A 21,865-nucleotide genomic window follows, 5' to 3' on the forward strand; every position below is an offset into this window, starting at 1 on the left:
GTCGTAACGGGTGTATACCGAAGCCCATACCCGATTCGTCATGGCCGGGATCACGGAAATCGAGGCTTACGCTGTCTTGAGGCCGTCTCGCAAATCATTTGCGCGGGCCGTAGCTCCTGAACTTCTCAACGACCTCGTCCATCTGCGCGTCAGAGAGCAGCGGTGGCTCGCCAAGCTGGCACGCGAGCAGGTATTGCTTCGCAAGCACCTCGACTTCGTTCGCGAGCCACAGGGCCCGCGCGAGATCGCGCCCCAGTGCAATCACACCGTGATGTGCGAGCAGGCACGCGAGCCGGTCGCGCAGCGCTTCCAGCGCATGATCGGAGAGCGCCTGGCTGCCGAAGGTCGCGTATGGCGCGCAGCGAATCGAATTACCGCCCGCCGCGGCAACCATGTAGTGGTGCGCAGCAATGCCGCGTCCGTGGATGGCCAGCGCCGTCGCCGCATTCGAATGCGTATGGACGACCGCGCTCACATCGGGCCGCGCGCGCAGGATGTCACGATGAAAGCGCCACTCCGAAGACGGCCCGTGCGCGTCGAAGAGCGGATCGTCCTCGCGCACATCGAGCGCCATCCAGACGATACGCTCACGCGTGAGCGCCGCACACGGCACACCGCTCGGCGTGATCAGGAGGCCGTCACGCCAGCGCGCACTGACGTTGCCCGAGGTCCCCTGATTGATGCCGAGGCGCTCCATCTCGCGAACGGTTTCGACGATCTGCTGACGCAATTCGGCTTCAGCCCGCGCGTCGCGTGCACGCGACGCCGCTTCGCCCGCACGATGCTGGCTGGCTCCCTCGTTCGTGTCGCTCATGCGCCCTCTCCCTTCGCGAAGAGCGCCGCCAGATTGGCTCCAAACGGCGCACGCACGATGCCAAGCTCCGTCACGATGCCAGTGACCAGCGCATGTGGTGTCACGTCGAACGCCGGATTGCGCACCTGTATGCCCTCGGGGGCGATACGCCGGCCCGCGAGTTGCGCCACTTCGTCGGCGCCGCGCTCTTCGATCACGATGTCCGCGCCGGATGCAGTGCGCAGATCCAGCGTGGACGAAGGACACGCCACGTAGAACGGAATGCCGAAGTGCTTCGCCGCGATCGCCACGCCGAGCGTGCCGATCTTGTTGGCGACGTCGCCGTTCGCGGCCACGCGGTCGGTCCCGACGATCACGAGATCGATGAGCCCCTGCGCCATCAGCGTGGGCGCCATGTTATCGGTGATCAGGGTGACGTCGAGCCCGGCCTGCTGCAGTTCGTACGCGGTGAGCCGCGCGCCTTGCAGGAGCGGGCGCGTCTCGTCCGCGTAGACGCGAAAGGATTCACCGTCGCGATGCGCGCAATATAGCGGCGCGGTCGCGGTGCCGATGCCCGTCGTCGCGAGCGCACCCGCATTGCAATGCGTGAGTACGCCGCTGCCGCTTGCAATCAGCGCGCGCCCCTGTTCGCCGATCCGCGCGCACAATTCGATGTCCTCGCGATGAATGCGCATTGCCTCGGCAACGAGCGCGGCGTAGACCTCTGCGCTCGTCTGGGCCGCAATGCCACGCGCGTGCGCGCGCATCCGATCGAGCGCCCAGCGCAGATTCACGGCCGTCGGCCGCGCGCTGTCCAGATAGGCGGCGTGATGCTCGAGCCGCTCGAGGAACGCTTCGCGCGATGCCTGCCGCTCCTGCTGCATCGCCACGCACAGACCGTACGCCGCCGCAACGCCGATTGCAGGCGCGCCCCGCACGCGCAACTCATGTATCGCTCGCCACACCGCATCGACACCGTCGACCGCCTCGACCACGCACACCTGCGGCAGACGCGTCTGGTCGAGCAGATAAAGCGTGTCGTCGCGCCACTCGATGGTGGGCGGCAAATTCGAAATGAGTGGCTGCAAAGCCATAGGATCTCCGTCGATACCGCTAAACCAGACCATGCCGCGCATGCGGCGGATTGTTTCAGTTATGGGGCGCGCTCAGACGTCCAGCGTCTGCGCGAGCACCTGAGCGGCCAGCGCGGTAACCGCTTCGATCGAAGCCAGTTCGCCCCGCTGCACGAGAAGCGCTTCGGCCAGGCGCAGGCAACGCACTTCCACGCTTGCGCGCACCGCTTCGTCTTTGATCGTGGTGATCTCTGCGACCTTCGCCATGCCGACGATGCGTCGGATCATCTTGCAGCCCGCGAAGCCTAGCGTATCCGCGAGGAGCCGCCGCATGAATTCATCGCGGAACGCTTCAGCCGCGCTCGAGCCGGCAGGCCCGCCGATCCAGGCACGGCCAGCCTCGCGCTCGTGCGTGCGCCAGAGTTGCGCGAACTTCTGAGTAAAGCCGTTCCACACCGCTTCGACCTGCTCGAGCAGCCAGCGCTGAAACGCGAGCGGTTCACGGCCGGCCATGCAATCGTGCCAGTCACGCGAATAATACGCGAGCAGCAGGTTCGCAATGAACGCGCCGGTGTCGAAGCCCATCGGCCCGTAGAACGAGAACTCCGGGTCGATCACGTACGTCTCGTGCTCGTTGGCCATGATCGAGCCCGTATGCAGGTCGCCGTGCACGAGCGTCTCCGCATGGTTCATGAACGCCCATTTCATCTCGGCTGCGGCGCGGCGCAGCGGCTCGTTCGTGCGCAGCCGCTCGATTGCGGCCACAGGCAGCGCGGGGTTGTACACATTCGATGCATGGTCTTCGAACGGATACGTGAAAACGAGATCCTCCGTAATCCTGCATAACTCCGTGTTGATGCTGCCGCTTGCCGCCGCCTTCTTCGCCTCGGGCGAAAGATACAGGTCGGAGCCGTGAAAGAGCGTGCGCGCGAGAAAGGTGGAGATGTGATCGGCGAGGCGCGGATAGACGATGCCCTCGGTCAACCCCTGGCGCAACACGCGATGTGATGCGAGCCGCTGCATCACAATGAGGTACTTTTCACTGTCGGCGTGATAGACGCTCGGCACGTGCTGTGGGCATAACGTAACGTAGCGGCGCAACGCCGCCACTTCGCGCTCCATGCGCTCACGTGGCAAGGGCCAGGCTTCGCCCACGAGCCGCAGGAACGGCGGCGCCTGCTTGACGACCACGCTGCGCCGCGGGTCGCGCACGCTGCTCACGAAATAGACGTAGTTCAGGTTGCCATCGCCCACCTCGACGACCTGCAGTTCGCGGTCGTCGCCGAGCCGCGCATTGACGGCGGGAATACCCCTCAGGTATTCCGCCAGTTCGGAAGAGCTGAACGCCTCGAAGTGCATGGTTTTCCCGTCCGCAAAGTGGACCCGCGAGCCCGTCTAACATGCCTCAGCGCGATCTGTCTGACGACGGCGCACTTGCCATACGCGCGCGTGAGCAAGCCTTCGGGGATCATACGCTCAGGTGCATGGTTGCCTTTGGTGGCTACGTTGAGCGTCAATTTACATTAGACGTCTGATGTTATCGTCTCGTGGATTTCCCCTGGTTGTGGTGCAGCATCATCGCGGCCGAAAAAGCAAAGCAGAATTTGTTGGTTGGTCTGCGAACAGGCACTCACTAGACTGCGACTCATCTTGTCATAACAAGTTGAGCCATGTCGAAAGCCGCAGGCAATCTTGTCCCCGTCACATCGGTGCCGCTCTATGCGCAGATCAAGCAAGACTTGCGCGCACGCATCCTCGACGGCACCTATGCGCCTCTCAGCCAGATGCCTTCCGAGCACGAACTCTGCGCGATGTTCGGGGTAAGCCGCATCACCGTGCGCCAGGCGTTGGGCGATCTGCAGAAGGAAGGCCTGCTCTTCAAGCTGCATGGCAAAGGCACGTTCGTATCGAAGCCGAAAGCGTTTCAGAACCTCAGCTCTTTGCAAGGGTTCGCCGAAGCAATGTCGTCGATGGGCTATGAAATCGTCAACCAGTTGCGCAGTTTCCGCACCGTCAGCGCGAATCGGCAAGTGGCCGACCGGCTCCGTATCGAAGAAGGCGCGCCCGTCATCGAAATCCATCGTGTGCGTCTGCTCAATCGCGAGCCGGTTTCGCTCGAACTAACCTGGCTTCCCGAAGCGCTCGGCCAACGACTCGCCAACGCCGACCTCGTCAGGCGCGACATCTTCCTGATTCTGGAAAACGACTGCGGCGTGCCGCTGGGACACGCCGACATCGCGATCGAAGCGATTCTCGCCGACGATGAGATGGTCGACGCGCTAGGTGTGGAAGAAGGCAGTCCGGCGCTACGCATCGACCGGCTGACGCACGACGCGAGTGGTATGCCGATCGACTACGAGCATCTGTACTTCCGCGGTGACGCGTTCCAATACCGCTTCCGGATCGACCGCGTAAAAGAGGGCAAAGCCGCAAAAAGCCGGGCCAAAAGGAAATAGTGATGAATACACACGTACTCGAATACGACATCGTCGTAGTGGGCGGCGGGACAGCGGGCCCGATGGCCGCCGTCAAGGCCAAGGAAAGCGACCCACGCCTCAAGGTGCTGCTGCTCGAAAAAGCCAACGTCAAACGCAGCGGCGCGATTTCGATGGGCATGGATGGGCTGAACAACGCCGTCATCCCGGGCCACGCGACACCCGAGCAATACACGCGCGAAATCACGATCGCCAACGACGGCATCGTCGATCAGTCCGCCGTCTATGCGTACGCGAAGCACAGCTTCAAGACGATCGAAGAACTCGACCGTTGGGGCGTCAAGTTCGAAAAAGACGGCACGGGCGACTACGCCGTGAAGAAAGTGCATCACATGGGCTCATATGTATTGCCGATGCCGGAAGGCCACGACATCAAGAAAGTGCTGTACCGGCAGTTAAAACGTGCGCGCGTCGCGATCACCAATCGCATCGTTGCGACGCGTCTTCTCACCGACTCGCAGGGCAACGTCAACGGCGTACTGGGCTTCGACTGCCGCACAGCCGACTTCTACGTGGTGCGCGCCAAGGCCGTGATTCTGTCGTGCGGCGCAGCGGGACGGCTTGGCTTGCCCGCATCCGGATACCTGATGGGCACATACGAGAATCCGACCAACGCGGGCGATGGTTACGCGATGGCCTATCACGCGGGCGCCGCGCTCGCCAACCTCGAATGCTTCCAGATCAATCCGCTGATCAAGGACTACAACGGCCCCGCATGCGCGTATGTGACGGGCCCGCTCGGCGGCTTCACGGCGAACGGCAAAGGTGAACGCTTCATCGAATGCGATTACTGGAGCGGGCAGATGATGTGGGAGTTCTATCAGGAACTCGAAAGCGGCAATGGTCCGGTGTTTCTCAAGCTGGATCACCTCGCCGAGGAAACGATCCAGACCATCGAGCAGATCCTCCATACGAATGAGCGTCCGAGCCGTGGGCGCTTTCATGCGGGACGCGGCACCGACTACCGGCAGCAGATGGTCGAGATGCATATCTCCGAGATCGGTTTTTGCAGCGGACACAGCGCTTCGGGCGTGTTCGTGAACAAGCGGGCGGAAACCACCGTGCGCGGACTCTATGCCGCTGGCGATATGGCCGCCGTGCCCCACAACTACATGCTGGGCGCCTTCACGTACGGCTGGTTCGCCGGACAGAATGCCGCTGAGTACGTCGCGGGACGCGAGCATGCGCCGCTCGATCAGGAGCAGATCGACGCGGAACGCGAGCGCGTTTATGCACCGCTTGTGCGCGAACATGGTCTTGCGCCCGCGCAAGTCGAATACAAACTGCGCCGCATGGTCAACGACTATCTGCAGCCGCCCAAAGTGACGCGCAAGATGGAAATCGGCCTGCAACGCTTCGACGAGATCGCTGAAGACATCTCTGCGATCAAGGCCTCGCATCCCCATGAGCTAATGCGCGCCGCCGAAGTACGAGCGATACGCGATTGCGCCGAGATGGCCGCACGCGCGTCGCTGTTTCGCACGGAAAGCCGCTGGGGCCTGTATCACCATCGGGTCGACTATCCGCAGTCCAACGACGCCGAATGGTTCTGCCACACGCATCTGCGCAAGGACGCAGAGGGCCGCACGGTCAGCGAAAAGCGCGCCGTCGAGCCGTACATCGTGCCGCTCGACGACCGGGAACTCGGTTCCTATAGCAACCTCCGCATTCACGACGCCAGGGACATATCGCAGGCGGCAACGCAGCCGCTCGCCGATGTCGCTGCCTGACAGGAGCATCCGCGATGTCTTATACCCCGCATGACATTCTTCATCGAAGCTCGGCACCCGTCACGATCGACGAAAGCAAATGCATTGCCGACAAGGGCTGCACTGTTTGTGTCGACGTGTGCCCGCTCGATCTGCTCGCGATCGACGTCAGTAAAGGCAAGGCCTACATGCAGTTCGACGAATGCTGGTACTGCATGCCGTGTGAGCAGGACTGCCCGACGGGCGCGGTAAAAGTCGATATTCCGTATCTGCTGCGCTAGCGCACCGTCGCTGCCATACAGCAGCGCCCCTCCAACGAGACCAACGAAGAGCCGCCTCATGATCATCCGCTATGCCCTGCCCCGCTTTCTTGCCGTCGCCATGCTCGCGGTTGCCGCGGGCACCGTCGAGGCCGAAACGATCCGCGTCGCCATCGGCACACAGGACACGACCATCAACTGCGCGACGGGCGGTCTGTTGATTCGCGAGCTTCATCTGCTCGACAAGTATCTGCCGCACACCGGCAAATACAAGGACGTGAGCTACGACGTGCAATGGAAGGACTTCACCTCCGGCGCGCCGATGACAAACGAGATGGTCGCGGGCAAGCTCGATTTCGGCGCGATGGCCGATTTCCCCGGCGCGCTGAATGGCGCGGCGTTCCAGAAGGCAGGCCGCAGGAGCATCTTCATCGCTGTGCTGTCCGGCAGCGTCGACGGAAGCGGCAACGGCATCGTCGTGCCCGAAGGCTCGCCCTTGCATTCCATCGCCGACCTGAAAGGCAAGACGATTTCCGTGCCGTTCGCCTCGACATCGCATGGCATGTTGTTGCGTGCGATCAAGGCGCAAGGCTGGAATCCGGACACTGACGTGAACATCATCACCCAGGCGCCGGAAGTGGCGGGCAGCGCGTTGAAGGCGAAGAAAATCGACGCGCACGCCGACTTCGTGCCGTTCGCGGATCTGTTCCCCTATCGCGGCTTCGCGCGCAAGATCTACGACGGCGCGCAGAGCCACGCGCCAACCTATCATGGCGCACTCGTCGATGCGGCTTATGCGCAGAAGTACCCCGAAGTGGTCGTCGCGTACCTGCGCGCCGCCATCGAGGCAAACGGGCTCATCGCGCAAGACCCCGAGAAATACAGCCTGCTGATCCAGAAGACGACCGGTATCGAAGCGCCCGTCGACTATCTCTATCACGGCCCGCTCGGTATCCAGACACGCGACCTCACGTGGAAGCCCGAGTATCGCCAGGCCACGGCGACCGCGATCGAAACGCTCAAACTGCTGAAGAAAACGGATGTCGATCTGAACGCAAACACGTTCATCGACGACCGCTACGTTCGCGAAGCGTTCAGGCAATCCGGTCTCGACTACGATGCCGCGCTGAAAGACTATGCCAGGCAGCCGCTCATCGCGAACGACGCCGTCACAGGAAAGCCGATCCGCGACTTCAACGACGTGGCCCAGGTGTGGCTCGACAACGAAGAGAAGGTCCGCAATTACGCGTCGCCGGAGGAAGCCTTCGCGGCGCTCAACAAGATCGCGCAGTCGGGCGCAAAGCCACGTGCCGTGTTCGTTCACGACCACGCAAGCGGCCTCAAGCTATTCGCGAATCAGGCGTGGTACGTGAAGGATTCGCACGGCGCGATCACCGCGTTCCTGCTGAGAGCGGGCGCAGACCGTTACGCGCAACAGGTGTCGGGATCGGTGATCGATTACGCCGCTGCGCAATCGGGTGCCGCGCAAGCCCTCGCGTCGCGCTAGGCGCATTCCATCGTCGCGCAACATCGGGACAAACTATGGCCGCCACCTTCGAACTTCAGGGCAACCGCGCATCGACGCGCCGGCGCACTCCTTTCTTCGCGGCAACGACCCTGCGCCGCGCGCGGCGCGTGACATCGCTGGCGGTATGCGTCGCGCTCTGGCAGCTTGCCGTGCACTTCCGGCTATCGACGGGCTTCATCACGTTCGCCAATGTGCCCGCGCCGTCGGATGCGCTGCCCGCCCTGTGGTCGCTGCTGCATTCGCCCAAGCTGCCGATGCATCTGGCCGCGAGCATCTGGCGCGTGCTCGCGGGCTTTTGCGCGGCGGCTGTCGTGGGTGTCGGTCTGGGCCTCGCGATTGGCCGTTATCGCGCGGTAGAAGATACGGCGCTGCCCGCGCTCGAGGTGCTGCGCCCCATCCCGGCCGTCGCATGGATACCGCTTGCGATCCTGATGTTTCCCTCGTCGGAACTTAGCATGATGTTCATCACGTTCATCGGCGCGCTATTTCCGATTCTGCTCAACACGGTGCATGGCGTGGAAGCCGTCGATCCGCGGCTCGTCGCGGCCGCACGTAGTCTCGGCACGAAGCCGCTCGCACTCTACAAGGAAGTGGTGCTGCCAGGCGCCGCGCCCGCCATTTTCACGGGCCTTGCGATCGGCATGGGCACCGCGTGGTTCTGTCTGGTGACGGCGGAGATGATCGCGGGCCAGTACGGCCTCGGCTATTTCACGTGGGAGTCGTACACGTTGCAGAACTACCCCGACATCGTCGTCGGCATGGCGCTGATCGGAGCGCTCGGCATGGGCAGTAGCGCGCTCGTCAGGCGTCTGGGCGTCGCGCTCACACCCTGGTACCGCCTACAGGAGACACGCCGATGAGCAGCGCCGCCATCGAAAACGCGTACTCGCCCGCCCGTGTCAACGTGCGCGGGGTTTCGGTCGAAGTGGGGCCGCCCCAGGCGCGCATCGCGACACTCGACGGTCTCGACGTCGACATCGCGCCCGGCCAGTTCGTCTGCGTGCTGGGTCCTTCGGGCTGCGGCAAGTCGACCTTGCTCGCCGCGATCGCGGGGCATATCGCCGCGACACATGGCACGATCGCCGTCGATGACGAAACGGTCGATTGCCCGCATCCCGAGCGTGGTCTCGTCTTTCAGCAACACACGCTGTTTCCATGGAAGCGCGTGATCGACAACGTCGCGTTCGGCCTCAAGATGAAGGGCGTCGGCGTGAACGAGCGGCGCAGGCAAGCCGCAGAACTGCTCGAACTCGTTGGACTTGGCGGGTTCGACTCGCACTACCCCGTGCAACTGTCCGGCGGCATGCAGCAGCGCGTCGAAATCGCGCGCGTGCTGATCAACCGGCCACGCGTGCTGCTGATGGACGAGCCGTTCGGCGCGCTCGACGCGCAAACGCGCCGCATGATGCAGACGCTGCTGCTCGATATCTGGACAAAGGTGCGCACGACAGTGGTGTTCGTCACGCACGATATCGAAGAAGCGCTGTTTCTGGCGGATCGCATCCTGATGCTGTCGAAGCGGCCTGCCCGCGTGGTCGCGGATATTGCGGTGCCGCTTGCACGACCCCGGTCCGACGATTCGACGCTCGATCCCGCGTTCGTCGACATCAAGCGTCGATGCCTTTCACTGTTGCGCGACGCCGAGTGACGCCGCAACTCCACTATTCGACCATTCATGTCCGCCCCGAACCTGTTGACCTACGATCCCCAAACACTCGCACCGGAGGCCGCTGCATTGTTGCTGCGCCTGTCGGATGCGGATGCAGCGGTCCGGCGCATTGCGCTGATCGAACTTGCCGACCTCGAAGACCCCGACGCGTTGCAACTCATTGTCGCGGCCCTGAAAGACGACGACTCCGCCACCGTGCGCAGTGAAGCCGCACGCGTGCTTGGGGCGTGGGAAGACCCGCAAATTGTCGAAGCGCTGTGTCATGCATTGATCGACATCGATGGCGAGGTGCGCCGGGCCGCAGCATCAAGTCTGTCGGAGCTGAAGGATGCATCATCGGGCGCGGTGCTTTGCGGCTGGCTCGATCGACCCGAACCGTTCGTGAAGGCCGCGGTACTGCGCGCGTTGCGCGAACTGCGTGTCGCCAATGCGTTCGCACCTGCCTTGCAAGCCCTTGCTGACGATGATCCCAGTGTGCGCGTCGAAGCCGTCTGCGTGCTCGGATGGCTGAAGGATGCGCGCGCGCTCGCGCCGCTTGCCCGTATCGCCGCATCCGACAGCAGCGCCGAAATTCGCCGCGCGGCGATCGGTGCGTTGGGTTTCGCACAGCGAGACGATCGCGCCACTCCGCTTGCGTTGCTGCAGGCGCTGCGTGACCCGGTGTGGCAAGTCCGTGAGGAGGCCGCGACGACACTGGGCAAGCTGCGCGTCGCATCGGCGCGCGACGCGTTGATCGTCGCGCTCGACGACGACTACTGGCAGGTGCGCCTGCGTGCAGCGCGCGCGTTGGGGCAGTTGAGCGACCGTGCCGCGGCACGGTCGCTCGTCGCGCTGCTGGCGCACGCGATCAGCAATCTACGTAAGGAAGCGGCGCTCGCGCTCGGCGAACTGCGCGACCCCTCGACAGCGGCGGCACTGCGCGAAGCCTGCGGCGATGCCGATCCCGAAGTGCGCAAGGCGGCCAGAATTGCGCTGCAGCAGCTTGAGCAAGCGACAGCATGAAGAGTCCACGGCAGATCGAATTCGATGCACAAACGCTAACGCTGCATTGGAATGACGGTCCAGCACAACGGATCACTTCCCGCGCGCTTCGGATGGGGTGTCCCTGCGCCGAATGCCGGCGGCTACGGCTCGATGGGAGGGCGCTCGTCGTGCCGTCCGATATCGCCATTCTGGAGATCCGCCCGGCCGGATATGGCATGCAACTGGTATTCAGCGACAGACACGAGCGCGGCATTTTTCCATGGGTCTATGTGGCCGGGCTGCCGGGCCCGGGACCGCAATTGCATGTGCCGAACGGGACGCGCGCGAGCTGTTCGAATGCCTTCACTGCTTCGTCGGAGCGATAGGCGCCTTTGCCTGGCGGCATGATAGTCGGCCCGGACGGCGCACTACTTCAGCCCCGGTTCGATGTACGTTCGTTCCGCGGCGTCCCAATTTAACGTACATCGCATCGCTAACGTACAAACCGCCGGCCGCGGCTACGCTTCGTGGCAACCATTTCCGAATCGTTTTGTACGTTTTTTGTTATTTGTACGTTTTTAGCATACACTTGATCTGAAACGTACAACAGGATGTCCCTGATGGCCACACCCGCACCCGCCCGCCTCCCGGCCTCGGATCAAATGGCGCTTAGCCTTGCGTGCGAAGCCTTTTCCGAGGCGACGCAGCGCTTTCACGCCGAGCCTCTCGTTGATGCTGGCCCGCGCCCGAACGGGGCGGACGCTACAGTACGCTTTACCGTATCGGGCAAGCATTTTGATATGCCCGTGATGATCGCCGCCAACGCAGGTTCCCAAAGCGTCACGGCCGCCCGTCTTCAGAAATATTTCCGGCTTGACGACCCTGCGGGCCCCCGGCCGGTGATGCTGGTTACGTCGTACGTGTCGGCAAGCGTCGCCGCGAGTCTCATCGCCAACCGCATTCCATTCCTGGACACCGCGGGCAATGTGTACCTCGAGGAGCCCGAGGTAACGCTCATGATCACGGGCCGCGAAATGCCCAGACTGCGGCTGACGGACACAACCTCCCGATCGACGACTCCGAAGGGGCTGCGTGTGTCGTTCGCACTCGCCACCCAACCGGGCCTCGTGGAGCAGCCCTATCGCACCATTGCCGACCAGTCGGGCGTGGCACTTAACACGGTCAACCTGGCAGTCGACGACCTGATCGCGCGCCGGCTGGTCGTCAAAAAAAACGACCGCCGCATGATCGTGCATCGGCGCCACTTCATCAAAGACTGGGTGAGCCACTATGCCACCGGTCTGCGCACGAAGTTGGGAGCCCGGCGGTACGCGAGCGGCTTGAGCATCGATTGGTGGCAAGGCGCTTCGCTTGCGGATTTCAAGGCTCGACTCGGCGGTGAATGCGCGGCCGAGGCACTCACGCATGAAAACAAGCCTGTGTCCGTCACGCTCTACGCGCACGGCGGCGCGTCGACGCCTCTCATCAAGGCCGCACGCCTGCGTCCTGACCCGCAGGGCGAGGTCGAGATACTCGAGGCGTTCTGGCCTGAACGTGCCGAACAGAATTGGAACGTCGCGCCGGGCGTCGTTCACCCCGTGCTCGTTTTCGCCGATCTTATGCTCTCGGCGGACAGCCGCAACCAGGCCGTTGCACAGACGCTCTATGAACGCTTCCTCGATCAGTAGCGTGCCGGCCGAGCGGCCGGTGCATCCGCTCGCCGTGGCCTTGCTCGCCGCCGTTAAAACCACCTGCCAGAGGCTCGGGACGCAGTTCGTACTCGCGGGCGCAACCGCGCGCGATATACAGTTTCTGCACCTGCACGGCGTGAAAGCACCGACCGCGACTCGGGACGTTGACGTCGCGGTTTGCGCGGTCAGCTGGGAATTTCACGAGCGTCTGATCGACGAGCTTCTTTCGACCGGTCAGTTCACGCGCAACCCGAAAGCCCAACAGCAGCTCATTTTCTGGCGCGAGGCCGGCGAATACGGCGTGCCGCTCGACCTCGTACCATTCGGGCCGATCGAAGCGCCGCCCGGAGCCATCGCGTGGCCGCCGGATGGCGACATCGTCATGAACGTGCTCGGCTTCGAGGAAGCGGCCGAGACTGCGCAGCAGGTGAATATCGGAGAAGGCCTCGTGGTCCCCGTCGTTACCATTCCGGCATTCATGCTGCTCAAGATCATGGCCTGGCAGGACCGACGAAACGAGAAAAATACCGATGCGTCTGACCTGCTCTTCGTGCTTCGGCAGTTCTTCTTCGCCGGAAACGAAGCACGCGTGTACGAAGAGGCAATGGATCTGCTCGAGGCATGCGACTTCAAGGTCGAAATTGCAGCCGCCGGCCTGCTTGGCAGGGACGCCTGGAATATCGCCCATCCACAGACTCGTGAAGCGGTGGGCAGGATTCTACAGACGCGGGAGACTTATGCCGCACTCAAGGCCGACCTGTTTACGCGCGCAGCGGCGTTCATGTCTGGTGAGTTCGTCGACGATTCGGACGACCTGCTCGATGCTTTCAAGTCGCAATTTCTTAACATCAGTTCGGACAGTTAAGCCCTAGGCCCGTCCAAGGCTTTCTGAAACAGGAGCGTCCTGATTCGGGTTCGCGCGCTGCGGCGCTCTGCAGCAGATCATGTCTCAGCCGTTGATGTTCCGACCTCCCGTGGAACGCGCCCTTCTCATGCGCACCCTGACCCGCTCCGTCGCCCCCCAGCGATGGCAGCCCCGGCGCTCGTCCTACCGCCCCCCCGCCCGGTCTCACCGCAAAACCGGATCAAGGGGCCTCCACAACACAAATTGATTCGCCCCTCGTGAACTCTGCGCGCACCACGCTGACGAACAGGTTTACGATCCGGATAACTTTGTATGGCGAGCGTGCTCTTGGTCGACGATGACGTGGAAACATTGGCTGCATGGAGCGCCACTTGCGTCGCCGACGGATTCGAAGTAAGAAGCGCGAGCGACGGCCACTCGGCATTGAGAATGTTCATTGAATCGCCCGTCGATGTGGTGGTCGCCGATTGGCGGATGCCGGTCATGTCGGGGAGCGAACTCTGTCACCGTTTGCGCACTCTTCCGAACCTCGCCGACGTTGCTTTCATTCTGGTTTCTGGAGAGCCCAGCCCGCCCGCGTTCGTCGCCTACGATGGGTTTCTCCGCAAACCGGTAGATGGGCAACTTTTACTGACTACGATGCGGCGCCTTCTGGCAGATCGCGTAACGCACCGGAAACGACCACGCGAGAGATCAGGTTAGTCAACCACGCGGTCTCCAGGCGAGGGGCTCCTGTCAATGTATACAACGACGCATCGCCCTTCTTGCGCACAGCGGCTAGCGTGTCTCTTTTACTTCGACCCGGCCGGACAAGGAGCGAACCCGAGAGTGGTTTTCCTCCACTCTCGTTGAAAATCGGGTAGTCTTCCGTCCTTAAGAGCTACCGCCGCGTGAAAGCGCGCGTTGCAAGATAGCGCGGGCCTTGCACCGTCCTTCATCACGACCAGGCCCCGCACTTCGTCACGGCTGTCTCGTCGAATCAAAATGATAAAGACTGGAAACCGTTTGGTCGCGGATTTCTGCGAACGCCTCCGGCACATATTTGCCTCATCGTCGCTGCTTGTCGCGGGCTCCGGTGCACTGATCGCAATCGTCATGGTGGGCCTATGCGGGCTCGTTCTCTACCAGAGCCGTCAGGACGCACTGAATCATACGCGCGACACCTTGCGCGATATCGCGCTCGTCGCGGAGCGTGACATCGAGCGCAATTTCGAGCTTTACGAGCTATCGTTACAGGCAGTCGTGGACGGTCTGAAAGACCCTGAGGTCATGGCACTGCCACCCCGCCTGCGCCGGGAATTACTGTTCGACCGGGCGGCGAGCGCCAAATATCTGGGTTCGATGCTGGTACTGGACGCGAGCGGCAACATCATCCTCGACTCCGGCAGTGATGTGCCGCGCCGAGCTAATTTCGCCGATCGAAAATATTTCACGATTCATCGCGACAATCCCGGTGTCGGACTCTATGTCAGTGACCCCTACGAGTCACGGCTTAGAGGGGGCGCCCCCAGTATCGCGTTGACGCGGCGAGTCTCAAATCCTGATGGATCGTTCGCTGGCATCGTGCTGCTGTCCGTCAACCTCGAATATTTCCATACCCTGTTCGAGGGACTGGCGCTCGGCCCGCACGGCTCGCTGTCACTGATTGGCAAGGATGGGGTGATGCTGATGCGCCAGCCGTACGATCCCCGCATCGTCGGCCGTGATATCAGCAACGCCAGCACCTTCCGGCGCTTCATCGCTGAACCGGAAGGCAGTTTCGAGGACACCGCATCGATCGACGGCATTCGCCGTCTTTACTGGTATCGGAACTTCCCTGCCGCACCTTTGATCATCATGGTGGCCGCCGCGGAAGAAGATGTCTACGCCGCGTGGCGCCGACGCGCTCTGACGATCGGTACGCTTATGATCGTCTTCGGGTCGGCCTTCATCGGCCTGGCGTCGTTACTCGGCATCCAGTTGCGCCAGCGGATGCGCGCCGAGTCGGAATTGCGACTGCTCGCACGAACCGACGGCCTCACAGGGCTGAACAACCGGCGCAGTCTGGGCGAAATCCTGGATATGGAATGGCGTCGTGCGAAACGCATGCGCAGCGTGATGTCTCTGCTGTTCGTCGATATCGACCAGTTCAAGTCCTACAACGATATATACGGACATCAGGCTGGCGACGATGCCCTCGCAACAGTCGCACGCTGCATTACCGACAGTATCCGTCGCCCCGCTGACACCGCGGCACGATACGGCGGCGAGGAATTCATCGTGGTACTGCCAGATACGCCCGCTACTGGGGCGTCGGTAATCGCGGAAAAGATTCGTGCCGCCATCTGCGAGTGCGCGATCAAACACGAGGGCAGCGAGCATGGCCGCGTGACGGCCAGCATTGGTGCGGCGAGCTGCGAGCCTTCGAGTGATGACGACGTAGCCGCCGTGATCAGGGCGGCTGACGAGGCGTTGTACAACGCCAAAGCAACTGGTCGAAACAAGGTATCGCTAGATGGAGTTTAGCCATCAGGTCAATGCCCACTGAGCGGGAGATGTCACCGGATCTCAACCCCAGCTTCTGAAGCCCCTTCTGCATGAGGCTGCCGTCGCATGTCACTGGTGCGTTGCAGCCTTTCCCACATGTATAATTTTTCCGCTTTCGCGGAGAGGCTGACATCACCAGATGTGGGCATTGCCTCATCTATAATCCGGAAGACAGAACATCCATGATCGCACGGAGCCCTATTTTATGAGTCAAACCCGCGGACGATATGCGGGACCTCGGGACAGCGGCCAACGCCAACCGCGCCACGCGAAAAAGTCTTCGTCCAACCGGCAGGGACAACCGTACGTGAAGGCGCCTCCTCGAGACTCCGGCCAGACTGCGTCAATTTTCAAAACACGATCGTTTCAGTTTCTAGTCGATGCGGTGGGTGCGGAAAATATCGCGCTCGGACTCGAATCGAACATGACGCGAGTGGCTGAACTGATGAAGGGTGAAAGATTCACGCCCGAGACCGCTTTTCATATGGAAACCACGCTAGGGCTGCCGCATGGTTTCTTTGACCAGCCCCATCCTGCCCTCGCGCCCGAAACCATCGCCCGCCTGAAGTCACCGCTCGACTTTGTCAACGCAGACAACGAGCCAGAGGTTACATCTGAAGCGCTCATGCCGGCTTCCGTCCCGAACGGCAGCCAACCATCAATTCTTGAAGATAACCTGTCCGAGGAAACGGAAATGCCAAAGAAAGCAACGGGCGGGTCGCCGGTAGCCGTCAAAAAGAGTCGAAGCCAGATGGCCAGACAGACTGACACGCATGCGCGAGGAAAGGGTTCATCTTCGAAGTCCAGGGCCTCTTCTGAAACAACCCAGCAGCAACCGCTGGCGTTAGACGACAGCGTCACGGTCGAAAGTGTTCGACGACAAAATCTCCATGTCCTTACGGGCCGCAACGGATCCAAAGCAAGACTCGGTGTAGTCATGTCCATGACCGGATCCAACATGGCCCATCGGCTATATGGCAAGAAGCGTTTGGACGATGTCGAGGCAATCCGCTTCACGGAGCGACTTGGTTTGCCCGCTGGCTGGCTGGACACACCGCGCTCGGAAGCCGAAATTCCCGAGTCGGTATCGCGTTTGCTGACCCCTGCTTCGCGCAGCCGTGGATCTGTGGAACAACGCGAGCCGATCGTGGCTGCAACGACGGATGACGCGCCGAGCAAACGCGCAACCGCGAAGGCGCACACGCGGCGCGCGCAGGCGGCCGTCGCGATCGAGCCGGAAAGCTCCTCGCCTGCGTCAGCGGAGGTCGCAGAAGAGAAAGAAGCGATCGTCGTCAGCCAGCAGGATCACATCAGCGCTGCCCCCGCCGAAGCCTCCGGTCGCTCCTCTTCTGAAGGAAGCGATGACACGCTGCCGGCAGTCACATCGGCAACCCTCGAGTCGCTTCCGCCCGCTGCACTCCCGCAGCAAAGCCTCGCGCCGCTCCCCGCTTCCGTCACCAGCCTGGACAGTCTCCACGGTATCGCGCCAATCGCGGAGGCATTGATCAAGACGCTGGCAGGTAAGGCGCGCACGGGGAAGCTGGATGAATTGAAGGCTCTGGAGCTTTTGCAGCAGGCAGTCCTGTTGTGAGCAGGCTGTAGCGTCCGACGACCCCATTGTTCCTTGGGGCACGACGCGCACCAGGCAAGCCCGGCCCGGTGCGTGCTGGAAAAATCGCCCGATCCGCGCGACGATTGACTGCTCGTGTCGCCCTCCGAAACAACACGCGCGGCCAATGCACGCGAGCGCGTGTTAATGCTCGAGAAATGGCCGGAGCCTGGCGGCGCGAGTCGGGTGCAACAGTTTTCGCATCGCCTTGCTTTCGATCTGCCGGATCCGTTCGCGCGTCAGGTCAAACTGTTTGCCGAGTTCCTCGAGCGTATAGTCAGACGGGGTATCGATCCCGAAACGCATGCGCAACACCTTCGCTTCACGCGGCGACAATGCATCGAGCGCCTCATCGATCGCGGCGCGCAGGTTCGCCTGCACGGCGGCATCCGCGGGCGATGCCGCCATCGGATCTTCGATCATATCGCCGAGCGTCGCGTCGGCATCCTCGCCCACTGGCGTCTCGAGCGATACGGGTTGCCTCGCGACCTTCAACATGCCGCGAACTTTCTCTTCCGGCAGTTCCATACGTTGCGCCAACGCGGCGGGATGAGCCTCGCGTCCGGTCTGCTGCAAAATCTCGCGGGAAATCCGGTTCAGCTTGTTGATCGACTCGATCATGTGCACGGGCACCCGGATCGTGCGTGCCTGATCCGCAAGCGACCGCGTGACTGCCTGCCGCACCCACCACGTTGCGTAAGTTGAAAACTTCCAGCCGCGTCGATATTCGAATTTGTCGACGGCTTTCATCAGGCCGATATTTCCTTCCTGAATGAGATCCAGGAAGTGCATGCCCCGGTTCACGTACTTTTTCGCAATGGAGATCACGAGACGCAGGTTGGCCTCGATCATCTCGCGCTTTGCCTGCCGCATCTTCGACTCGGCCGCCATCATCTGCCGGTTGATCTTCTTCAACTGCTGCAACGGCAGTCCGGCGTTCGCTTCGATATCGCGGAGCTTTTGCTGCTCGGCCTGAATCGCCGGCAGATTGCGCTCGAGCGCGGCGCCGTACTCGCGCGACGCCGCGGCCGTGCTTTCAGTCCACGCGAGATCAGTTTCGCGTCCCGGAAACGACTCGACGAACTTCTCACGCGGCATGCCGCACCGGTCGACGGCAATTTGCAGAATATGCCGCTCGACCGCGCGCACCTGTGCGACTTGCTGCTGCACATCGGTACATAGCCGATCGATGGTTCGCGCAGTGAAGCGGATGGGCGCCAGCTCGCGTTGGATCGCTTCATACAGGCGCGCGCGGGACCCCTGTCCCTTCCCTCGCCCCGCGTCGATACCTGGAATCTGCTCGAACAGCCCGCGCACTCGGGCAAATATAACGAGGCTGTCGCTCGTGAGCTGTTTCAGGCGCGCTTCGTTCGCCCTCGCTGTGTCCCGCTCTTCGATCTCACTGTCATCATCGCCGTCGTCGCTCCCGGCGTCGTCGCCGTCAGCGGTGGCCTGCTCGGTGTCCGGCGTTTCAGCCAGGTCCTGCGAGGACAGTTCGACCGATTCGGTTTCCTCATTGATACCGTCAACCAGTTCGTCGATGCGCAGTTCACCGGCTTCAACCTGCTTCGCGCTCAGAAGGATTGAGGAGACCGTCGCCGGGCAGGCTGCAATCGCCTGGACCATTTCGTGGAGGCCGTCTTCAATGCGCTTCGCAATCTCAACCTCGCCCGCGCGAGTCAACAATCCAGTCGCACCCATTTCACGCATGTACATCCGAACGGGATCGGTCGTGCGTCCGAATTCGGAATCGACGGTGGAAAGCGCGACTTCGGCCTCCTCGTCGGCCTGCTCGTCCGACATGGCTGCCGGCGCCACATCGCTCAAAAGCAACGCCTCCGCCGAGGGTGCCTGCTCGTAGACGGCCACTCCCATGTCATTGAAGGTGCTGACAATGGTTTCAATGGCAGCGGTCTGCGCGAAGTTGTCCGGCAGGTGATCGTTGATTTCGGCATGAGTCAGGTAGCCGCGTTCCTTGCCGAGCTGGATGAGCGCGCGCATCTGGCGCTGCTGCTCTTCGTCCCGCGACACCGTGTCGATCGGCAGCAGGGTTGCCGCGGCTTTGCCCTTCAATGCGCGCCGGGCCGACGCGTTCAGCGCGGACGCAGCTGTGTCTGGACGTGAATTGCTCCGATCAACCTTTGCCATACATTCTCCTGGACGGGTTTGCCCAGCGATCGCGAGGCCAGCGGCCGCCAATGCCACAGCGGCAAAGCCATGCAAGTTCCACGGCTACAGGCGGATACAAATTGTGGGATCGCAACGGGCAATGAACGCGGCCCGCAGATACGAGCGGGCGCGAAGGAAGCGCAAGACTTGGCGCGAGACGACAACAGGTTAACATTGTAACACAAATTGCTGCAACGCACCAAACTGCCATTTCGTTCCACCGCCGGCAGTTGATGTGGATTGCACGAAGTTCGTCTGCGTCCGGTGACAATCCGGAAAGAAGCCGAGCCAACGGCGCATGCAAGGCGGCAACGTTCGCTCGCAATAGAATCGCCTCATGTGTTCGATGAGAAGTACGCAAAATTGAGAAGCGGACAGCAAGACCGCTACCAAAGGCTTAAGCACCATTGGCGGATGCGTCTAAACTGCTAGCGCAAGCGGCTGTTTTGCCGCGCACCGATCATGGGCTTTGGCGGATGATGGATACGTCACGCAACGACAGAGCGGAAGATGCAGGCCTCACGGCTGATGCCGATGCTGACGCACGCCGCAGGGAGCATCTCACCGGCCTGTTGCTACAGACCCGAGATCACGACAAGGCGGCATTCGCCGAACTGTATCGTCTTACCTCATCGAAGCTCTTCGGCACCTGCCTGAGAATGCTGCGCGATCGCGGCGAAGCCGAAGACATCCTGCAGGAGGTCTACGTCACCGTGTGGCAGCGCGCGAACACTTTTGATCCCTCGCGCTCGAGTGCGATGACGTGGCTCGTTACGCTCGCGCGCAACCGCACGATCGACCGGCTGCGCCAGCACCGCGAATCGCTTTGGGACGACGACGAAAGCGAGCCTGAAATTGCCGACGACACCCCTTCGCCCGCGGCGCTCGCCGAGCAAAGCCAGCAGCGACAGCGACTTGAACGCTGCCTCGAACAGCTCGGAGCGCCGCAACGCGAGGCGGTGCGTGCAGCCTTTTTCTCCGGTGCAACGTATAGTGAACTGGCGCAGCGCGCGAGCGTTCCGCTCGGCACGATGAAGAGCTGGATCCGGCGCAGCCTGATCCAGCTCAAAGGTTGTCTCGAATGAGCCCCCCTCTTTCCGACGACGATGACGAAATCCGCAGCGCCGAGTACGTCCTCGGTCTGATGGGGACAGCAGAGCGCCGTGAAGTCGAGGACGAAATCGCTCGCGATGCGCGCATGGCCGAGCGCGTCGCATTGTGGCAAGAGCGTCTTGCACCGCTCGCAGACGACATTGATGAAGTCGCTCCGCCCTCGCGCGTGTGGACGCGCGTCGGTGCCGAGTTAGGCTTCGACGCGCCGACTCCCGAGCGACGTCGTACCACGCCACCTGTGCGCTGGTGGAATGATGTGCGGCCGTGGCGCTGGATCGGGATCGGCGCGAGCGTGGCCGCCGCGAGCCTCGCGGCCGTCGTCGTTTCGCTTCATGAGCCGCGCCCACAGGCGGTCGCCGAAAATTATCTGGTCGCCAGCCTCGCGCCCGGCGGCGGCGGCGCCCACTGGATCGCAACCGTCGACGTCAGGGGCTCGCGCGTGGTGATCGTGCCTTCAGGGGATGGTGCGCGCTGGCCGGACCGCTCGACCGAGTTGTGGCTCATTCCGCCCGGACAGAAGCCGATCGCACTGGGCGTGATGGAAGCCGACCGCCCGACCACTCTCGCGCTAAGCCGCGACGTCCTCGCGCAGATTGCGCCGAAGGCGACCCTCGCCGTTTCCGTCGAGCCTCCTGGCGGCTCGCCCACCGGTCAGCCCACGGGACCAGTGGTCGCCACCGGCAAGGTGACAGGAGCCTGAGCGCGTTGCATCCCGCGTTGCATCCCGCGTGCATCCTTTTGCATGCTCCGTTCGTATCTGCACGCACTTCCAGTCCCGGAAGCTGGCTCATTTCGACGGAGATCCAAAATGCGATTCCACAATTGCAGCAAACTCGGCGCGGCGTTAGCCGTCGCGCTCGCCATCGGCGCAACCGCGCCAGTGATCGTCACGCGGGCGGCGGAAACGAGCGGCACCGTGATGGTGGGCGGAGCCGCCATGTATCCGAGCAGAAACATCGTCGAGAACGCGGTCCACTCACGCGATCACACGACGCTGGTTGCCGCCGTCCAGGCGGCGGGGTTGGTCGACACGCTATCGGGCCCGGGGCCGTTCACGGTGTTCGCGCCGACCGATCAGGCGTTTGCCGCGCTGCCATCCGGCACCGTCCCGATGCTGCTCGAGCCTGAGCACAAGAGCAGTCTGGTGAAGGTCCTCACCTATCACGTCGTGCCCGGTCGCCTCACCGCGCGCGACCTCGATCGTGCAATCCGGGAAGGTGGCAGCAAAGCAACCCTGACCACGGTCGAAGGCGAAACGCTGACGCTCGGCCGCGACGGCAAATGGATTACCGTCACTGACGCGAAGGGCGGCGTCGCACACCTGACGATAAGCGACGTGATGCAGTCGAACGGGGTGATTCACGTCATCGATGCTGTGCTGATGCCTTGATCACGATGGCCT

General features: G+C 62.4%; 20 protein-coding genes. 16 read left to right on the forward strand and 4 right to left on the reverse strand.

Annotated elements, in window-relative coordinates; translation table 11 throughout:
• Window positions 1-94 precede the first annotated feature (94 nt).
• From L0U84_RS40995 to mtnK, 3 genes are all read right to left on the reverse strand, one after another.
• Window positions 95-697 carry a class II aldolase/adducin family protein gene (locus L0U84_RS40995; RefSeq protein ID WP_233859903.1) on the reverse strand — a complete coding sequence of 201 codons (603 nt, stop codon included), beginning with the start codon at window positions 695-697 and terminating at the stop codon, window positions 95-97.
• A gap of 113 nt (window positions 698-810) precedes the next feature.
• Window positions 811-1,887 (reverse strand): S-methyl-5-thioribose-1-phosphate isomerase, encoded by a 1,077-nt coding sequence (gene mtnA, locus L0U84_RS41000; RefSeq protein WP_233859473.1) that lies wholly within the window; start codon window positions 1,885-1,887, stop codon window positions 811-813.
• Window positions 1,888-1,959: 72 nt separating this feature from the next.
• Window positions 1,960-3,225, reverse strand: a complete 1,266-nt coding sequence (gene mtnK / locus L0U84_RS41005) for an S-methyl-5-thioribose kinase (RefSeq protein ID WP_233859475.1) — start codon at window positions 3,223-3,225, stop codon at window positions 1,960-1,962.
• Between the two features lie 311 nt (window positions 3,226-3,536).
• Between mtnK and L0U84_RS41010 the strand changes: the two genes are divergently transcribed.
• From L0U84_RS41010 to L0U84_RS41070, 13 genes are all read left to right on the forward strand, one after another.
• Window positions 3,537-4,322 carry a GntR family transcriptional regulator gene (locus L0U84_RS41010; protein ID WP_233859477.1) on the forward strand — a complete coding sequence of 262 codons (786 nt, stop codon included), beginning with the start codon at window positions 3,537-3,539 and terminating at the stop codon, window positions 4,320-4,322.
• 2 nt (window positions 4,323-4,324) lie between these two features.
• Complete coding sequence (locus L0U84_RS41015; protein ID WP_233859479.1) at window positions 4,325-6,091, forward strand: fumarate reductase/succinate dehydrogenase flavoprotein subunit; 1,767 nt, start codon at window positions 4,325-4,327, stop codon at window positions 6,089-6,091.
• 14 nt (window positions 6,092-6,105) lie between these two features.
• Window positions 6,106-6,351, forward strand: a complete 246-nt coding sequence (locus L0U84_RS41020; RefSeq protein WP_233859481.1) for a 4Fe-4S dicluster domain-containing protein — start codon at window positions 6,106-6,108, stop codon at window positions 6,349-6,351.
• A gap of 58 nt (window positions 6,352-6,409) precedes the next feature.
• A complete protein-coding gene (locus tag L0U84_RS41025) occupies window positions 6,410-7,837 on the forward strand; it encodes an ABC transporter substrate-binding protein (RefSeq protein ID WP_442794120.1) in 1,428 nt (475 codons plus the stop codon).
• Between the two features lie 35 nt (window positions 7,838-7,872).
• Complete coding sequence (locus L0U84_RS41030; protein ID WP_233859482.1) at window positions 7,873-8,718, forward strand: ABC transporter permease; 846 nt, start codon at window positions 7,873-7,875, stop codon at window positions 8,716-8,718.
• Window positions 8,715-9,506, forward strand: a complete 792-nt coding sequence (locus L0U84_RS41035) for an ABC transporter ATP-binding protein (RefSeq protein WP_233859483.1) — start codon at window positions 8,715-8,717, stop codon at window positions 9,504-9,506. The genes L0U84_RS41030 and L0U84_RS41035 overlap by 4 nt, the downstream gene beginning before the upstream one ends.
• Before the next feature lie 27 nt (window positions 9,507-9,533).
• On the forward strand, window positions 9,534-10,529 hold the full coding sequence (locus L0U84_RS41040; RefSeq protein ID WP_233859484.1) for a HEAT repeat domain-containing protein: 996 nt from the start codon (window positions 9,534-9,536) through the stop codon (window positions 10,527-10,529).
• Window positions 10,526-10,876, forward strand: a complete 351-nt coding sequence (locus L0U84_RS41045) for a DUF971 domain-containing protein (protein WP_233859485.1) — start codon at window positions 10,526-10,528, stop codon at window positions 10,874-10,876. Before L0U84_RS41040 ends, L0U84_RS41045 begins: the two co-directional genes overlap by 4 nt.
• Window positions 10,877-11,110: 234 nt before the next feature.
• Window positions 11,111-12,178, forward strand: coding sequence for a type IV toxin-antitoxin system AbiEi family antitoxin (locus L0U84_RS41050; RefSeq protein ID WP_267940150.1), 1,068 nt, complete (start codon window positions 11,111-11,113; stop codon window positions 12,176-12,178).
• Complete coding sequence (locus L0U84_RS41055) at window positions 12,156-13,046, forward strand: nucleotidyl transferase AbiEii/AbiGii toxin family protein (protein WP_233859490.1); 891 nt, start codon at window positions 12,156-12,158, stop codon at window positions 13,044-13,046. Before L0U84_RS41050 ends, L0U84_RS41055 begins: the two co-directional genes overlap by 23 nt.
• 312 nt (window positions 13,047-13,358) lie before the next feature.
• On the forward strand, window positions 13,359-13,748 hold the full coding sequence (locus L0U84_RS41060; protein WP_233859492.1) for a response regulator: 390 nt from the start codon (window positions 13,359-13,361) through the stop codon (window positions 13,746-13,748).
• Window positions 13,749-14,030: 282 nt separating this feature from the next.
• Window positions 14,031-15,551 carry a sensor domain-containing diguanylate cyclase gene (locus L0U84_RS41065; protein ID WP_233859494.1) on the forward strand — a complete coding sequence of 507 codons (1,521 nt, stop codon included), beginning with the start codon at window positions 14,031-14,033 and terminating at the stop codon, window positions 15,549-15,551.
• A 226-nt stretch (window positions 15,552-15,777) separates the two neighbouring features.
• Window positions 15,778-17,163, forward strand: coding sequence for a hypothetical protein (locus L0U84_RS41070; RefSeq protein WP_233859495.1), 1,386 nt, complete (start codon window positions 15,778-15,780; stop codon window positions 17,161-17,163).
• 162 nt (window positions 17,164-17,325) lie between these two features.
• On the opposite strand, the gene rpoD is transcribed toward L0U84_RS41070, so the two are convergent.
• Window positions 17,326-19,329, reverse strand: a complete 2,004-nt coding sequence (gene rpoD, locus L0U84_RS41075; protein WP_233859496.1) for an RNA polymerase sigma factor RpoD — start codon at window positions 19,327-19,329, stop codon at window positions 17,326-17,328.
• A 497-nt stretch (window positions 19,330-19,826) separates the two neighbouring features.
• Here rpoD and L0U84_RS41080 point away from each other — a divergent pair, with 497 nt between their 5' ends.
• The 3 genes from L0U84_RS41080 (at window position 19,827) to L0U84_RS41090 (ending at window position 21,853) form a co-directional block, all read left to right on the forward strand.
• Window positions 19,827-20,435 (forward strand): sigma-70 family RNA polymerase sigma factor, encoded by a 609-nt coding sequence (locus L0U84_RS41080; protein ID WP_233859911.1) that lies wholly within the window; start codon window positions 19,827-19,829, stop codon window positions 20,433-20,435.
• Window positions 20,432-21,163, forward strand: a complete 732-nt coding sequence (locus L0U84_RS41085) for an anti-sigma factor (protein WP_233859497.1) — start codon at window positions 20,432-20,434, stop codon at window positions 21,161-21,163. Before L0U84_RS41080 ends, L0U84_RS41085 begins: the two co-directional genes overlap by 4 nt.
• Window positions 21,164-21,271: 108 nt before the next feature.
• Window positions 21,272-21,853, forward strand: coding sequence for a fasciclin domain-containing protein (locus tag L0U84_RS41090; RefSeq protein ID WP_233859498.1), 582 nt, complete (start codon window positions 21,272-21,274; stop codon window positions 21,851-21,853).
• The last annotated feature ends 12 nt before the right edge of the window (window positions 21,854-21,865 follow it).

The sequence above is a fragment of the Paraburkholderia sp. HD33-4 genome, from assembly GCF_021390635.1.
In the GTDB taxonomy this organism is placed as follows: domain Bacteria; phylum Pseudomonadota; class Gammaproteobacteria; order Burkholderiales; family Burkholderiaceae; genus Paraburkholderia.

What these genes read in the sequence shown, in the direction of transcription:
- L0U84_RS41080 (WP_233859911.1), top strand. Translation starts at nt 19,827, where the DNA reads ATGATGGATACGTCACGCAACGACAGAGCGGAAGATGCAGGCCTCACG.
- L0U84_RS41070 (WP_233859495.1), top strand. Translation starts at nt 15,778, where the DNA reads ATGAGTCAAACCCGCGGACGATATGCGGGACCTCGGGACAGCGGCCAA.
- L0U84_RS41025 (WP_442794120.1), top strand. Translation starts at nt 6,410, where the DNA reads ATGATCATCCGCTATGCCCTGCCCCGCTTTCTTGCCGTCGCCATGCTC.
- mtnA (WP_233859473.1), bottom strand. Translation starts at nt 1,887, where the DNA reads ATGGCTTTGCAGCCACTCATTTCGAATTTGCCGCCCACCATCGAGTGG.
- L0U84_RS41010 (WP_233859477.1), top strand. Translation starts at nt 3,537, where the DNA reads ATGTCGAAAGCCGCAGGCAATCTTGTCCCCGTCACATCGGTGCCGCTC.
- L0U84_RS41060 (WP_233859492.1), top strand. Translation starts at nt 13,359, where the DNA reads ATGGCGAGCGTGCTCTTGGTCGACGATGACGTGGAAACATTGGCTGCA.
- L0U84_RS41020 (WP_233859481.1), top strand. Translation starts at nt 6,106, where the DNA reads ATGTCTTATACCCCGCATGACATTCTTCATCGAAGCTCGGCACCCGTC.
- L0U84_RS41035 (WP_233859483.1), top strand. Translation starts at nt 8,715, where the DNA reads ATGAGCAGCGCCGCCATCGAAAACGCGTACTCGCCCGCCCGTGTCAAC.
- L0U84_RS41015 (WP_233859479.1), top strand. Translation starts at nt 4,325, where the DNA reads ATGAATACACACGTACTCGAATACGACATCGTCGTAGTGGGCGGCGGG.
- L0U84_RS40995 (WP_233859903.1), bottom strand. Translation starts at nt 697, where the DNA reads ATGGAGCGCCTCGGCATCAATCAGGGGACCTCGGGCAACGTCAGTGCG.
- L0U84_RS41085 (WP_233859497.1), top strand. Translation starts at nt 20,432, where the DNA reads ATGAGCCCCCCTCTTTCCGACGACGATGACGAAATCCGCAGCGCCGAG.
- L0U84_RS41065 (WP_233859494.1), top strand. Translation starts at nt 14,031, where the DNA reads ATGATAAAGACTGGAAACCGTTTGGTCGCGGATTTCTGCGAACGCCTC.
- L0U84_RS41050 (WP_267940150.1), top strand. Translation starts at nt 11,111, where the DNA reads ATGGCCACACCCGCACCCGCCCGCCTCCCGGCCTCGGATCAAATGGCG.
- L0U84_RS41055 (WP_233859490.1), top strand. Translation starts at nt 12,156, where the DNA reads ATGAACGCTTCCTCGATCAGTAGCGTGCCGGCCGAGCGGCCGGTGCAT.
- L0U84_RS41040 (WP_233859484.1), top strand. Translation starts at nt 9,534, where the DNA reads ATGTCCGCCCCGAACCTGTTGACCTACGATCCCCAAACACTCGCACCG.
- L0U84_RS41090 (WP_233859498.1), top strand. Translation starts at nt 21,272, where the DNA reads ATGCGATTCCACAATTGCAGCAAACTCGGCGCGGCGTTAGCCGTCGCG.
- L0U84_RS41030 (WP_233859482.1), top strand. Translation starts at nt 7,873, where the DNA reads ATGGCCGCCACCTTCGAACTTCAGGGCAACCGCGCATCGACGCGCCGG.
- L0U84_RS41045 (WP_233859485.1), top strand. Translation starts at nt 10,526, where the DNA reads ATGAAGAGTCCACGGCAGATCGAATTCGATGCACAAACGCTAACGCTG.
- mtnK (WP_233859475.1), bottom strand. Translation starts at nt 3,225, where the DNA reads ATGCACTTCGAGGCGTTCAGCTCTTCCGAACTGGCGGAATACCTGAGG.
- rpoD (WP_233859496.1), bottom strand. Translation starts at nt 19,329, where the DNA reads ATGGCAAAGGTTGATCGGAGCAATTCACGTCCAGACACAGCTGCGTCC.